Here is a 13,705-nt window from a genome sequence, read left to right on the forward strand (position 1 = left end):
CGTGGGGGTGCTCTCCTTCGGCCGCGGTGTCAGCCGTGTACGGCCGCGATGGCCTCGGCCAGCGCGGTGGGGACGTCGGGCACGAGCGCGTGGACTCCGTCGCGTACGACCTGCCGCCCGCCGACCACCGTGTGGCGCACGTCCGCTCCGGAGGCGGCGAATACGGCCGTCTCGGCGCCCAGCCGGGGCAGCGGCCCCGCGGTGCGTACGGAGTCCAGCGCGATCGTGGTGAGGTCGGCGAGCGCGCCGCGTTCGATGGTGCCCGCCTCGTCCCAGCCCAGCGCGGCGTGGCCGTCGGCGGTCGCGGCGCGCAGCAGGGCGGCGGCGGTCCAGTGGCCGCGGGTGCGGGTGCGCAGCCGTTCGTCCAGTTCCATCGCGCGGGCCTCTTCGAAGAGGTCGATGACGGCGTGACTGTCGCTGCCGAGCGACAGGGGGCTGCCGGCGGCCTGGAGCCGGCCGGCGGGGCCGATGCCGTCGGCGAGGTCGCGTTCGGTGGTGGGGCACATGCACACGCCGGTGGTGGCGGCGCCCAGCAGCCGGATGTCCTCGTCGGTGAGGTGGGTGGCGTGCACGGCGGTGGTGCGGCGGCCCAGGACGCCGTGCTCCGCGAGCAGTTCGGTGGGGGTGCGGCCGTGTGCCTCGCGGCAGGCGTCGTTCTCGGCGGTCTGCTCGGAGAGGTGGACGTGCAGCGGCGCCTGCCGCCGGTCGGCCCATTCCGCGACGGTGCCGAGCTGGTCGGCGGGCACGGCGCGTACGGAGTGCACGGCCGCGCCGATGCGGGCGTGCGGGCGGCCGTCCTTCAGGGCGGCGGCGCGCTCGGCCCAGGCGTCGGCCGTGCCGTCGGAGAAGCGGAGCTGGTGGTGGTTGGGCGCGGCGCCGAAGCCGGAGGAGAGGTAGGCGGTGTCCAGCAGGGTGATGCGGATGCCCGCCTCGTCGGCGGCGGCGATCAGGGCCTCGCCCATGGCATTGGGATCGGCGTAACGGGTGCCGCCGGGCCCGTGGTGGAGGTAGTGGAATTCGCCGACGCAGGTGATGCCGGTCAGCGCCATCTCCGCGTACACGGCCCGCGCGAGGGCGAAGTAGGAGTCGGGCGTGAGCTGCGAGGCGACCTGGTACATGACCTCGCGCCAGGTCCAGAAGGTCCCGGAGCCGACCTGGACGGTGCCGCGCAGGGCCCGGTGGAAGGCGTGCGAGTGGGCGTTGGCGAGGCCGGGGAGCGTCAGGCCGCGCAGCGGGACGGCCCCGGGCGGCGGAGCGGGGACTTCGGTCCGTACGGCGCTGATGCGGCCGTCGGCCGGGTATACGTCCACGGCCACGCCCGGCTCGACGTGCGTGCCGAGCCAGGCGTGTTCCAGCCAGTACGTCGTCGGGGCGGCCGGCCCCGGCCGGTCGCCGGGTCGCGGGGTCGGCTCGGCTTCCTGCGGCGTCACCTGCACGCCAGGCCCTCCAGTACGTCGGCGAGTGCGGTCACCCCGGCGACGCAGTCGTCCTCGGCCGCGTGTTCGGCGGGTGAGTGCGAGACGCCGGTGGGGTTGCGTACGAACAGCATGGCGGTGGGGACGGTGGCGGACAGAATACCCGCGTCGTGTCCGGCGCCGGTGCCCAGCACGGGCACCTCGCGGGCGCCACCCGGGCGGCGGTCCGCCGCATGGGTGAGGATCTTGGCCAGCTCGTCCCGCAGGGCGTGCCCGAACTCGACGACGGGGGTGAAGGATTCCCGGGTGACGCGGACGTCGACGCCGTCGCGCTCGCCGCGCTCGGCGGCCGCCCGCTCCACGGCGGCGACGACGGTGTCCAGCGTCTCCTGGTCGGCGGCGCGGGAGTCCAGCCAGCCGCGGACCAGCGACGGGATGGCGTTGACGCCGTTCGGCTCGACGCTGATCTTGCCGAAGGTGGCCAGCGCGCCGGCCGGTTCGGCGCTCTTGCGGGCGGCGAGCACGGTCGCGGCGTAGGTGAGCATCGGGTCGCGGCGGTCCGCCAGGCGGGTGGTGCCGGCGTGGTTGGCCTCGCCGTGGAAGTCGAACCGCCAGCGGCCGTGCGGCCAGATGGCGGAGGCGATGCCCACGGGGTCGCCGCTCAGGTCGAGGGCGCGGCCCTGTTCGACGTGGAGTTCGACGAACGCGCCGATGCGGGACAGCCGGTCGGGGTCCGGGCCGATGGCGTCCGGGTCGTGGCCGGCCCGCTCCATGGCCTGGGGCAGCGACACGCCGTCGCCGTCCCGCAACCGGTGGGCCGCTTCGACGGTGAGCTGCCCCGCGCTGAGCCGGGAGCCGACGCAGGCCAGGCCGAAGCGGGCGCCTTCCTCGTCGCCGAAGTTGACGATCGCCAGCGGCTTGACGGGCTCGGCACCCCGGCGGCGGAGCTCGTCGAGCGCGGCGAAGGAGGACACCACGCCGAGCGGGCCGTCGAAGGCGCCACCGTCGGGGACGGAGTCCAGGTGGGAGCCGGTGACGACGGCTTCGCCGGGCGCCACGTCCGCGGCGCGGGCGGCGCCGAGCCAGGCCCACTGGTTGCCGTTGCGGTCCTGCTCGTAGGAGAGTCCGCGGGCGCGGGCCTGGGCCTCGAACCAGGCCCGGCAGTCGGCGTCCGCGCCGGTCCAGGCGAAGCGGCGGTAGCCGCCGGTGGCGGTGTGGCGGCCGATGGGCGCGAGGTCGCGCCACATCGCGTGGAAGGACGGCGCGCCCTGCCCGGCGCCGGCACCGGCCGCACGCCGACCGGCCACGCCCGCACCGGTCGCACGCGGGCCGGTCGCACGCGGACTGCCCTGGCTCACCGGGCCCTCGGCGGGCCCGGCGCCGCCCGCCGGGCTCCCCGGTTTCCCGGTGCCGTCCGCCGCCGGGCCGTCGTACGGCGGGGTCACTCGCCCTCCCGCATCGGGATGCGTACGCCGCGCTCGGCCGCGACCTCGTCGGCGCGCTCGTACCCGGCGTCGACGTGCCGGATGACGCCCATGCCCGGGTCGTTGGTGAGCACTCGGCGGATCTTCTCGCCGGCCAGCGGCGTGCCGTCGGCGACCGTGACCTGTCCGGCGTGGATCGAGCGGCCCATGCCGACGCCGCCGCCGTGGTGCAGGGAGACCCACGAGGCGCCGGAGGCGACGTTGACCATGGCGTTGAGCAGCGGCCAGTCGGCGATGGCGTCGGAGCCGTCGAGCATCGCCTCGGTCTCCCGGTACGGGGACGCCACCGAGCCGCAGTCCAGGTGGTCGCGGCCGATGGCCAACGGCGCCTGGAGGGTGCCGTCGGCAACCATGTCGTTGAAGCGCTCGCCCGCCTTGTCCCGCTCGCCGTAGCCGAGCCAGCAGATCCGGGCCGGCAGGCCCTGGAAGTGCACCCGCTCGCCCGCCAGCTTGATCCACCGGGCGAGGGACTCGTTCTCCGGGAAGAGGTCCAGGATCGCCCGATCGGTGGCGGCGATGTCCTTGGGGTCGCCGGACAGCGCGGCCCAGCGGAACGGCCCCTTGCCCTCGGCGAACAGCGGCCGGATGTAGGCGGGCACGAAGCCGGGGAAGGCGAAGGCGCGCTTGTAGCCGGCCAGTTCGGCCTCGCCGCGGATGGAGTTGCCGTAGTCGAAGACCTCGGCCCCGGCGTCCAGGAAGCCGACCATGGCCTCCACGTGCCGGGCCATCGACTCCCGGGCCCGGCGGGTGAAGTCGGCGGGCCGGTCGGCCGCGTAGCCGGCCATGTCCGCGAAGTCGACGCCCACCGGGAGGTACGCCAGCGGGTCGTGGGCGGAGGTCTGGTCGGTGACGATGTCGATCGGCGCGCCGTCGGCGAGCATCTGCGGCAGCAGGTCCGCCGCGTTGCCGAGCAGGCCGATGGAGAGCGGTTTGCGCTGGTCACGGGCCTCGACGGCGAGCTGTAGGGCGTGCTGGAGGCTGTCGGCCCGCACGTCCAGGTAGCGGTGCTCGATGCGCCGCTCGATGGCGCGCGGGTCGCAGTCGATACAGATGGCGACGCCGTCGTTCATCGTGACGGCGAGCGGCTGGGCGCCGCCCATGCCGCCGAGTCCGGCGGTGAGGGTGATGGTACCGGCGAGCGAGCCGCCGAACTTCTTCGCGGCGACCGCGGCGAACGTCTCGTACGTGCCCTGCAGGATGCCCTGGGTGCCGATGTAGATCCAGGAACCGGCCGTCATCTGCCCGTACATGGTCAGGCCCAGGGCCTCCAGCCGCCGGAACTCCTCCCAGTTGGCCCAGTCGCCCACCAGGTTGGAGTTGGCGATCAGCACCCGCGGCGCCCACTCGTGCGTCTGCATGACGCCGACCGGCCGCCCGGACTGGACGAGCATCGTCTCGTCCTGCTTGAGCGTGGTCAGCGTGCGCACCATCGCGTCGAAGGAGCGCCAGTCGCGGGCGGCCTTGCCGGTGCCGCCGTAGACGACGAGCTGGTCGGGGTGCTCGGCGACCTCCGGGTCGAGGTTGTTCTGCAGCATGCGCAGCGCGGCTTCCTGCTGCCATCCCCGGGCGCTCAGTTCCGTACCGCGCGGTGCCCGCACGGGTCGCGGTCCTGACATGGGCCGTGCCTCCCTGACGTCGATGCGAGTGGATCGAGCGATGCGTGCGCAGGGCACGCAAGGCATGTGGGTGGAGCGTTGCCTATGGATCGAGCTATTCACATCTTGGGGCGTTGAATATGGCTAGTCAACAGGTCAGGGCGGGCCGCGCGCCGACCCGCCCCGCCCCTGCCCTACGACCACGGCCTCACCGGACCGTCTGGTCCCCGTCCGGTACGTCCCACACCGTGACCTTCGCGCGCAACTGCCCCAGGCCGTCCGCCACCGCCGCCGCCAGGCCCTCGGGGTCGGACTCCGTCGGAGAGGGCACGGTCTCGCCGTCCCCGTAGCTCTCCACCGCCTTGGTGAAGTAGCCGGGGAGCCAGGCCCCGACCGCGCCCCTGACCTCCACGGCGGTCACGTCCCGGCCGCCCACCCGGTCCCGCAGGGCGCCGAGGATGCGGTCGGAACGGTACTCCCCCGGCACCTGGAAGAGACTGGCGTGCGCGCCCACCAGGCCGCCGTCCGCGAGGCGCACCGTCACGGTCAGGCAACTGGTCACGCTCGGGTAGAGCAGCGTGCCGCCGGGGCCGGTTTCCCTGACCTGGCCCTCGGTGATCCGGACGGCCGAAGCCGCCCGGTCGGTGCCGGCCGCCGCGCTCCCCGCGCGCTCCGGGGACCGGTCCTGCGCCACCGCCGCCCCCGAACCGGCGTGCAGCGCCAGTACCGCGACCGGCACGGCCAGCCATCGCAGCCCCGTCAGCCCGCGCCGTCCGGCAGAGCCCGTGGCATGACCCCGGCCCGCTGTTTCCCTGGTGAACAATGCGCTCCGCTTTCTCTTCATCCGTACGCGACTCCCGCGCACCACCGCTCACCTTCGCAGCCGCACCACCGGAGCCCGCCCACCCGCCCCCTACAGCACGAACCCCCGCGGAAACGGATCGGTCGGGTCGAGGACGTACCGGGCCGTGCCGGTGATCCAGGCCCGCCCGGTCACCGTCGGCACGACCGCCGCCCGGCCGCCGACCCGTTCCGTGCCCACCAGCCGGCCCGTGAAGCGGGTGCCGATCAGGGACTCGTTGACGAAGGGCCGGTCGAGGGGGAGTGCGCCGCGCGCGTGGAGCTGGGCCATGCGGGCGCTGGTGCCGGTGCCGCAGGGTGAGCGGTCGAGCCAGCCGGGGTGGATGACCATGGCGTTGCGGGAGTCCGAACCGTCCGGCCCTGGGGTGCCGGGGGCGGTGAACTGTACGTGCCGGCAGCCGGAGATGGCCGGGTCGGCGGGGTGGACGGGCCGGTCGCGGTCGTCGACCGCGGCCATGACGGCCAGGCCGGCGGCGATGATCTCGTCCAGGTGGGAGGCGGCGAACGGGATGCCCAGCGCGGCGAGCGGGGTGATCGCGTAGAAGTTGCCGCCGTACGCCAGGTCGTAGCGGACCTCGCCGAAACCGGGCACCTTCACCACGGCGTCGAGTTCGTGCGCGTACGAGGGGACGTTGTGCAGGGTGACGTGCCGGGCGCGGCCGTCGCGCACCGCGACCCGGGCCGCCACCAGCCCGGCCGGGGTGTCCAGCCGTACGGTCGTGACGGGCTCGGTGACCTCCACCAGGCCCGTCTCGACCAGGACCGTCGCGACGCCGATCGTGCCGTGCCCGCACATCGGCAGGCATCCGGAGACCTCGATGTAGACGACGCCCCGGTCGGCGTCGGGCCGGGTCGGCGGTTGCAGAATCGCCCCGCTCATCGCGGGGTGCCCGCGCGGTTCGTTGACCAGCACTTGGCGGATGTGGTCGAGGTGTTCGACGAAGTACCGGCGGCGGTCGGCCATGGTCGCGCCGGGGATGGTGCCGACGCCGTCCGTGATGACGCGCGTCGGCATGCCCTCGGTGTGGGAGTCCACGGCGGTGAAGGTGTGCACGCTACGGGCGGCGAACGGAGTCCGCGCACCGCCCGCCCCCTCCGCCCCGCCCGTACCGTCGTCCGTCACCGCCCGGTCGCTTTCGCCCAGATCTCCAGCGCCTGGACGGCGCCGCGCATGTCCGCGTCCAGTTGCCGCCGGCGCTCGGGCAGGAGCGGGCCGCGCGGCGGCCGGCAGGGTCCGCCGTACCGGCCCACGAGATCCATCCCCCGCTTCACGGCCTGCACGAACTCGGTGCGCGAATCCCACCGGAACGCGGCGACCAGCGGTTCGTACAGCTCCCGCGCCTCGGCCACCCGCCCGGCCCGCGCCAGCTCGTACAGGCGTACGGACTCGGCGGGGAAGACGTTGGGGAAGCCGGCGAACCAGCCGGTGGCGCCCATCAGCAGCGCCTCCAGCACCAGGTCGTCGGCGCCCGCCACCACGTCCAGGCCGGGGGCCTGCTCCTTGATGTGCAGCACCCGGCGGATGTCCCCCGAGAACTCCTTGACGGCCACGATCCCGTCGATCGCGGCGACCTCGCGCAGTGTCTCCGGCGTCAGGTCGACCTTCGTGTCGAGCGGATTGTTGTAGACCATCACCGGCAGCCCGGCGGCGGCGACCTCCTCGAAGTGCCGGACGATCTCGCCGGTGTTGGCCCGGTAGAGGGTGGGCGGCAGGCACAGCACGCCGTCCGCGCCGTCCTCGGCCGCCAGCTCCGCCCAGTGCCGCGCCTGATGCGACCCGACACCGTGCACCCCCACGACGACCAGCGCGTCCCGCCCCACCGCCGCGACGGCCGTACGCGCCACCGCGCGCCGCTCGCCGTCCGTGAGCGAGGAGTACTCACCGAGCGACCCGTTCGGCCCGACCCCGTGACAGCCGCTGTCGACGAGCCAGCGGCAGTGCTCGGCATACCGGTCGAGGTCCGGCCGCAGCCCGGCGGGCGCGCTCCGGTCCTCGGCGTACGGGAGGGTGGTGGCGACGATGACACCGGTCAGGGGCGTACGGGAGGCGGCGGTGCGGGATGTGCGGGGCTGCGGCGTCGTGTGGTCCGTCATGACGGGTCCTCTCGGTACGGCGGGGTCGGGGCGGCGGGGCCGGGTGCGGCCAGGTCGGCGAGGCGGACCGGCTGGGCTATCGGGCGGCGGTCGGCCGTCTGCGGGTCGGGGAGGGCGTCCGGGCCGCGGAGACCGGCCGCGTTGCGGGCGCAGACACGGCCCTGGCAGGGGCCGAGGCCGACGCGGGTGGCGAGCTTGAACGTGCACATGCCGTCCGGCGGGAGACCACCCGCACTGTCCGCGACCTCCGTGCCCTCCGCGGCCTCCGCGACCTCCGTGCCCTCCGTGCCCTCCTCGTCCCGCTCCCCCGCCGCCGTACGCAGTGCGCTGTACGGGACCTCCTCGCAGCGGCAGACGAGGGTGTCCTGACCGAGCCAGGTGTGCCAGCCGTCGGGTACGGGGTGGGCGGCGGCGAGCAGCCGGGCGAAGCGGCGGCCGGCCAGGACCCGCCGCCGGGCGGCCGGGGCGCGCACCGCCGCGCCGGACACCGCGTCGCCCGTCCCGGCCGCCCAGCAGGCGGCCGCCACCCCCGCCACCTCGCCCTCCGCCGTGGCGAGTGCCGCGCCGCCGATGCCGGTGGGCTCGCCCGCCGCGTACACGCCGGGGACGGAAGTCTGCTGCCGGGCGCCGACCGCGACCCAGGTGTTGTCGCGCAGGGCGCAGCCCGCGGCGAGGGCGAGTTCCAGTTGCGGAGTGAAGCCGTAGCCGACGCAGACCGCGTCCACGTCCTCGATGCGGCGCTCGCTGCCGGGCCTGATCCGCCAGTCGGGCGTGAGACGGGCCACCGTCACCGCCTCGACGCGGTCTCGTCCGTGCGCGGCCACGACGGCCCGGCGGGTCCGGCAGGGGACGCGGTGCCGGGCCAGGCCGGCGGCGTACATGAGGAGTTCGGGCAGTTTGCGGTGTCCGTCGCGGAGCGCGGCCACGGGCGCGCGCAGCCAGGCGGCCGGCGAACCCGCCTCGTACACCCCGAGGACGCGCGCTCCCACGGTGAGCAGCGACGACGCGACCGGCAGCAGGAACGGCCCGGTTCCGCAGACCACCACGCGGCGGCCGACCGCCGTCCGCTGGCCCTTCGCCAGGGCCTGCGCCGCGCCCGCCGTGACGACGCCCGGCAGGTCCCAGCCCGGGAACGGCAGGGCCCGGTCGTACGCGCCGGTGCACAGGACGAGCGCGGCGGCGCGCAGCGTGTACGCCGTACGGCCGGGGGCGTCGGCGGGGCCCTGGAGTACATGCACGGTCCAGCCGCCGCCCGTGGGGACAGCCGGATCCGGCAGACCGGCTCCCGCAGCGAGGCCACCGTACGCGGCGCCCGCCCGGGCTGGTGTGTCCGACGGAAAACCATCGCCTGTACCGCCCACCCGGGCCGGTACTTCCGGCGAGGGGCCGTCACCTCTGCCGCCCGCCCGGACCGGTGCGTCCGACGAGAAGCCACTGCCCGTACCGCCCGCCCAGTCCTGCGCGCCCGGCGGGAAGCCACCGCCCGGTTCCAGCGCCCAGACCGTGCCGCCCGGCAGCCAGGTGATACGCGGGTGTTCCTGTACGGCGCGGACCGCCGCGCCCCGCGCCGGGCCGTCCGCCGCCTGCCGGTGGAACTGGCCGCCCGGCCGCTGCCCGTCGTCCACCAGCACCACCCGGGCCCCGGCCCCGGCCGCGGCCAGCGCCGCCGCCATGCCCGCCGGCCCGGCGCCCACGACGGCCACCGGCACCGTCACGTCGCGCGCCGCCATTCCCGAAAACCCGCTCGGCGGCGGCTCCGGCACCCGTACGCCCTCCTGCGTCTCGATGCGGTCGCCCGCCTCGACCACGCGCCGGCAGGCCCGTACGTCCGGTACGCCGTTGACGACCACCAGGCAGTCGTGGCAGACGCCGATCCCGCAGAAGACCCCGCGCGGGCGGCCGCCGCGGGTGGTCCGCCAGGAGGCGCGCCCGGCCTCCAGCAGCACCGAGGCGGCCGTCTGGCCGGTCCGGGCCCACCGTTCGGCGCCGTCCACCGTCACGCGGAGCACCGCGCCTCCTCCGCCAGTCCCGGCCGCGCCACCCGGTACGGCTCCGGGTCGGTGCGCGGCCGCTCGCCCGTGTAGAGCCGGGCGAGGAGTTCGCCGGTCGCCGGTGCCAGTCCGATGCCCGCGCCCTCGTGCCCGGTGGCGTGCCACAGGCCCGGCAGGCGCGGGTCCGGTCCGATGACCGGGAGGTGATCGGGGGTGTACGGGCGGAAGCCGCCGTACGCGCGGATCACCGGGACGTGGCCGAGCACCGGGAACAACGCCGTCGCCTTGCGGGCGAGTTCCCGCAGCACGGCGGCGCGGAACCGTTCCTCGAAACCGGCCCGCTCCCGGCTGGACCCGATGAGCACGGTGCCGCCCCGGGTGGCCTCGACGACCGCCGAGGTGCGCAGGTCGGCGGCGCCGCTGCCGACGGCCCCCACGTAGTCGGCGTCGTACACCTTGTGCCGGACCGTGCCCGGCGGCAGCGGCGCGGTGACCAGCACCAGGCCGCGGCGGGGCCGGACCGGCAGCGGCGCGCCCGCGTCCCGTGCGAACCGGCCCGCCCACGGCCCGCAGGCGTTGACGACCGCGCCGCACGGCAGTGTCCCGGCCGAGGTGCGCAGCGCCGTCACCCGCCCGTCCGCCCCGCGCTCGACGCCGAGCGCCCGCACGCCGGAGCGCAGCGTGCCGCCGCGGCGCCGTACGGCGCGGAGCAGGGCGGTGGCCGCGGCGACCGGCTGGAGCTGGGCGTCCTGCGGGTAGTGGACGGCGGCCCGGACGCCCGGCGTCAGGTGGGGTTCGTAGGCGGGTACGTCGTCCGGGCCGACCTCGTGGGCGGTGACCCCCGCGGCCCGCTGGGCGGCGGCGAAGCCGGTCAGGGCGCGTGCGCCCGCCTCGTCGAGGGCGACGACCAGGCCGCCCTTCGCCTCGTACTCGCACCGTTCGGCGAGCCCGCCGCCGGCGCCCGCCGCGCGTTCCTCGGCGTCCAGCGCCGCGAGCAGTTGCGGCCAGCGGGCCGAGGAGGCCAGGGCCAGGACCAGTTCGGGCCCCGGCGGCTTGTCGGAGACCAGGAGGTTGCCCTCGCCGTGGGCCGTCGTGCCGGAGGCGAGCGGCGCGCGGTCCAGGACGGTGACCCGTACGCCGCGCCGGGTGAGTGCCTCGGCGCAGGCCGCGCCGACGATGCCGCTGCCGACCACGATCACGTCGGGGTGCCGGGGCGGGGTCGCGCCGGGCGGCTGCCACCGGTCCGGCCGCCGCACCGCCTCGCTCGCCTGGACGTGCCGGTATCGCATGGACCCGCACCACCGTTCCGCGAAGGGACCCCTCGGGAGAGCGCCGTGACGTTATTGCCGCGTGCCGACGAGGTCAACACCGCCTGCGGGCGGGCCGGTCGATGGCGGCCACGGCGGGCAGGTGGTGGAGTGGTGTCATGAGCCCCGCGCCACCTCCGCCCTCGTCCTCCCCCACCTCTCCCACCTCTCCCGACTCCTCTCGCACCGGCTCCTCGTCCGCCGCTTCGGGCACGTCGGCCACGGAGGGGCCCGGCCTGCGGAACCGCGCCGTCGCGGCCGCCGTCGCCCAGGGGCTGGTCGGCGCCGCCGACCCCGTCGTGGGACTCCTGGACATCGCCGGAATCCGCCGGTCCGCCGCCGAACTGCGGGCCGCGTTCGAGGAGTTCACCGCGCCCGGCACACCGGTCCTGCACGCCTTCGCCGTCAAGGCCGCCGCCCTCGTCCCCGTGCTGCGCCTGCTCGCGCGGGAGGGGCTGGGGTGCGAGGTGGCCAGCCCCGGCGAGCTGGCGCTGGCCCGCGCGGCCGGGGTGCCGCCGGCCCGTACCGTGCTGGACTCGCCCGCCAAGACCCACGCCGAGCTGCGCGAGGCACTCGCCCTCGGTATCGCCGTCAACGCCGACAGCTTCGGCGAACTGGACCGCCTGGACGCCCTGACCGCCGCCGCGCCGACCGGCTCGCCGCTGGGTCTGCGCGTCAACCCGCAGCTCGGCGGCGGCAGCATCGACGCGATGAGCACCGCCACCGACACGTCGAAGTTCGGCGTGGCGCTGCGCGACGAGGGCGCCCGCGCACGGGTCGTACGGGCCTTCCTGGACCGCCCGTGGCTGACCCGCCTGCACACCCACGTCGGGTCCCAGGGGATGCCGCCGCCGCTGATGGCGGACGGGGTGCGCGTCCTGTACGAACTGGCCGAGGAGATCAACGGGAAGGCCGGCCGGGCCCAGGTCACCACCTTGGACATCGGCGGCGGCCTGCCGGTGAACTTCACGTCCGACGAGGTGACGCCGGCCCACCGCGAGTACGCCCGGCTGCTGCACCGCACCGTGCCGGGACTCTTCGACGGCCGCTACGGACTGGTCACCGAGTTCGGCCGCTCGCTGCTCGCCAAGCACGGCCTGGTGCTGGCCCGCGTCGAGTACGCCAAGTCCGCCGGCGGCCGGCGCATCGCGGTCGGCCACGCGGGCGCGCAGCTCGCCACCCGTACGGTCTTCGCGCCGGACTCCTGGCCGGTGCGGGTGGCCGCCTACGACGCGCGGGGCCACCCCAGGACCGGCGCGCCGGTCGCCCAGGACGTGGCCGGGCCCTGCTGCTTCGCGGGCGACCTGATCGCCCGGAACCGGCCGCTGCCGCTGCTGGAGCCGGGCGACCACATCGCCCTCCTGGACACCGGCGCCTACTACTTCTCCACCCACTTCGCGTACAACTCGCTCCCGCGGCCCGCGGTGCACGGCTACGCGCCGGGCCCGGACGGCACCCTGCGCTGGGCCACCGTGCGCGCCGCACAGCGGCTGGACGAACTGGTCGCCGAGAGCGGCGGCGCCCACGCGGACGCGCTCACCCAGCTCTAAAAATCATCCGGAGCGGGCATGCCGGGCTCATGCGGACCCCCTCCACGGACCCCACGGAACCGGCCGGCCCGAGCACCCCGCTGCGCCGCGCCATCGGCCCGAAACTGCTGGTCCTGCTGGTGGTCGGGGACATCCTCGGCACCGGTGTCTACGCCGTCACCGGCAAGGTCGCGGGCAAGGTCGGCGGTGCCCTGTGGCTGCCCTTCGTGATCGGCTTCGGCATCGCCGCGCTGACCGCCGCCTCGTACGTGGAGCTGGTCGGCAAGTACCCGAAGGCGGCGGGGGCCGCGCTCTACACCCAGAAGGCGTTCCGGGTGCCGTTCCTGACGTTCCTCGTCGCCTTCATGGTGATGTGTTCGGGCCTGTCCTCGGCGAGCGCCGCGGCCCGCGCCTTCAGCGGCGACTACCTGCGCACCTTCGCCGACCTGCCGCCGACCCTGGTGGCGGTGGTGTTCGTCCTCGCGCTGGCCGCGCTGAACCTGCGCGGCGTGGCGGAGTCGGTGCGGGCGAACGTGGTGCTGACGCTGATCGAGGTGACCGGGCTGCTGATCATCATCGGGCTGGGGGTGTACGCGGTCTGGACGGGCGGCGGGGAGCCGGCGCGGCTGGTCGAACTGGACACCGGCGGTACGGGCTTCGCGGTGCTCACCGGCGTGCTGGGCGCGACCGGGCTGGCCTTCTTCGCCTTCGTCGGGTTCGAGGACTCGGTGAACATGGCGGAGGAGACCCGGCACCCCGGCCGGGACTTCCCGCGCGCGATCTTCCTCGGGGTGGGGATCACCGGCGCCGTCTACGTCCTCGTGGCCCTGGTCTCGTCGCTGCTGGTCGACCACCGGCGGCTCCAGGGGTCGTCGGCGCCGCTGCTGGAGGTGGTGCACGCCGGCGGGGTGACGTTCCCGCCGACGGTGTTCGCGCTGATGGCGCTGTGCGCGGTCACCAACTCCGCGCTGATCAACATGATGATGGCCTCCCGGCTCTGCTACGGGATGGCCAACGAGCGGATCCTGCCGCGCGCCGTGGCCCGCGTCCTGCCGGGCCGCCGCACCCCCGTCGTCGGCATCGCCCTGACCACGGTGCTGGCCCTGGGCCTGGTGCTGACCGGCGAGATCGAGGGCCTCGGTGACACGACGGCCTTCCTGCTGCTGTGCGTCTTCACGGTCGTCAACGTGGCGGTGCTGGTGCTGCGCCGCGACCGGGTGCCGCACCGCCACTTCCGGGCGCCCACCGCCGTGCCGGTGCTCGGCGCCGCCGGGGCCCTGGTGCTGGCCGGTCCGCTCGCCGACCGGCCGGTGGAGGTGTACGTACGGGCCGCCGTGCTGGTGGTGATCGGCGTCGTCCTGTGGGGCGTCAACCAGCTCGTCCTGCGCGCCCGGGGCGAGTGACGGCCGCCCCGGCCACGTACCGGGGC

At 75.5% G+C, this 13,705-nt stretch carries 10 protein-coding genes; 2 read left to right on the forward strand and 8 right to left on the reverse strand.

The window, feature by feature from the left end; genetic code table 11:
- Window positions 1–29: 29 nt before the first annotated feature.
- The 8 genes from ACH4EB_RS32570 to ACH4EB_RS32605 all read right to left on the reverse strand — a co-directional run bounded on the left by ACH4EB_RS32570 (window position 30) and on the right by ACH4EB_RS32605 (window position 10,729).
- Window positions 30–1,436 carry a formimidoylglutamate deiminase gene (locus ACH4EB_RS32570; protein ID WP_398351788.1) on the reverse strand — a complete coding sequence of 469 codons (1,407 nt, stop codon included), beginning with the start codon at window positions 1,434–1,436 and terminating at the stop codon, window positions 30–32.
- Window positions 1,427–2,662, reverse strand: coding sequence for an allantoate amidohydrolase (locus ACH4EB_RS32575; protein ID WP_398351834.1), 1,236 nt, complete (start codon window positions 2,660–2,662; stop codon window positions 1,427–1,429). Before ACH4EB_RS32575 ends, ACH4EB_RS32570 begins: the two co-directional genes overlap by 10 nt.
- A 194-nt stretch (window positions 2,663–2,856) precedes the next feature.
- Window positions 2,857–4,515, reverse strand: a complete 1,659-nt coding sequence (gene hutU / locus ACH4EB_RS32580; protein WP_398351789.1) for a urocanate hydratase — start codon at window positions 4,513–4,515, stop codon at window positions 2,857–2,859.
- 187 nt (window positions 4,516–4,702) lie between these two features.
- Entirely contained in the window at window positions 4,703–5,233 is a 531-nt protein-coding gene (locus tag ACH4EB_RS32585; RefSeq protein ID WP_398351790.1) for a hypothetical protein, read from the reverse strand.
- A 174-nt stretch (window positions 5,234–5,407) separates the two neighbouring features.
- A complete protein-coding gene (locus ACH4EB_RS32590) occupies window positions 5,408–6,409 on the reverse strand; it encodes a proline racemase family protein (RefSeq protein WP_398351835.1) in 1,002 nt (333 codons plus the stop codon).
- Between the two features lie 65 nt (window positions 6,410–6,474).
- A complete protein-coding gene (locus ACH4EB_RS32595) occupies window positions 6,475–7,449 on the reverse strand; it encodes a dihydrodipicolinate synthase family protein (RefSeq protein WP_398351791.1) in 975 nt (324 codons plus the stop codon).
- A complete protein-coding gene (locus tag ACH4EB_RS32600; protein WP_398351792.1) occupies window positions 7,446–9,458 on the reverse strand; it encodes an FAD-dependent oxidoreductase in 2,013 nt (670 codons plus the stop codon). Before ACH4EB_RS32600 ends, ACH4EB_RS32595 begins: the two co-directional genes overlap by 4 nt.
- Window positions 9,446–10,729 (reverse strand): NAD(P)/FAD-dependent oxidoreductase, encoded by a 1,284-nt coding sequence (locus tag ACH4EB_RS32605; RefSeq protein ID WP_398351793.1) that lies wholly within the window; start codon window positions 10,727–10,729, stop codon window positions 9,446–9,448. Before ACH4EB_RS32605 ends, ACH4EB_RS32600 begins: the two co-directional genes overlap by 13 nt.
- 137 nt (window positions 10,730–10,866) lie before the next feature.
- Between ACH4EB_RS32605 and ACH4EB_RS32610 the strand changes: the two genes are divergently transcribed.
- Together ACH4EB_RS32610 and ACH4EB_RS32615 are read left to right on the forward strand one after the other, a co-directional pair.
- Complete coding sequence (locus ACH4EB_RS32610; RefSeq protein ID WP_398351794.1) at window positions 10,867–12,297, forward strand: diaminopimelate decarboxylase; 1,431 nt, start codon at window positions 10,867–10,869, stop codon at window positions 12,295–12,297.
- A 29-nt stretch (window positions 12,298–12,326) separates the two neighbouring features.
- Window positions 12,327–13,679, forward strand: a complete 1,353-nt coding sequence (locus tag ACH4EB_RS32615) for an APC family permease (protein WP_398351795.1) — start codon at window positions 12,327–12,329, stop codon at window positions 13,677–13,679.
- Window positions 13,680–13,705: the final 26 nt, after the last annotated feature.

Origin of the sequence: Streptomyces sp. NPDC018045 (genome assembly GCF_044327445.1) — a bacterium.
Taxonomy (GTDB): domain Bacteria; phylum Actinomycetota; class Actinomycetes; order Streptomycetales; family Streptomycetaceae; genus Streptomyces.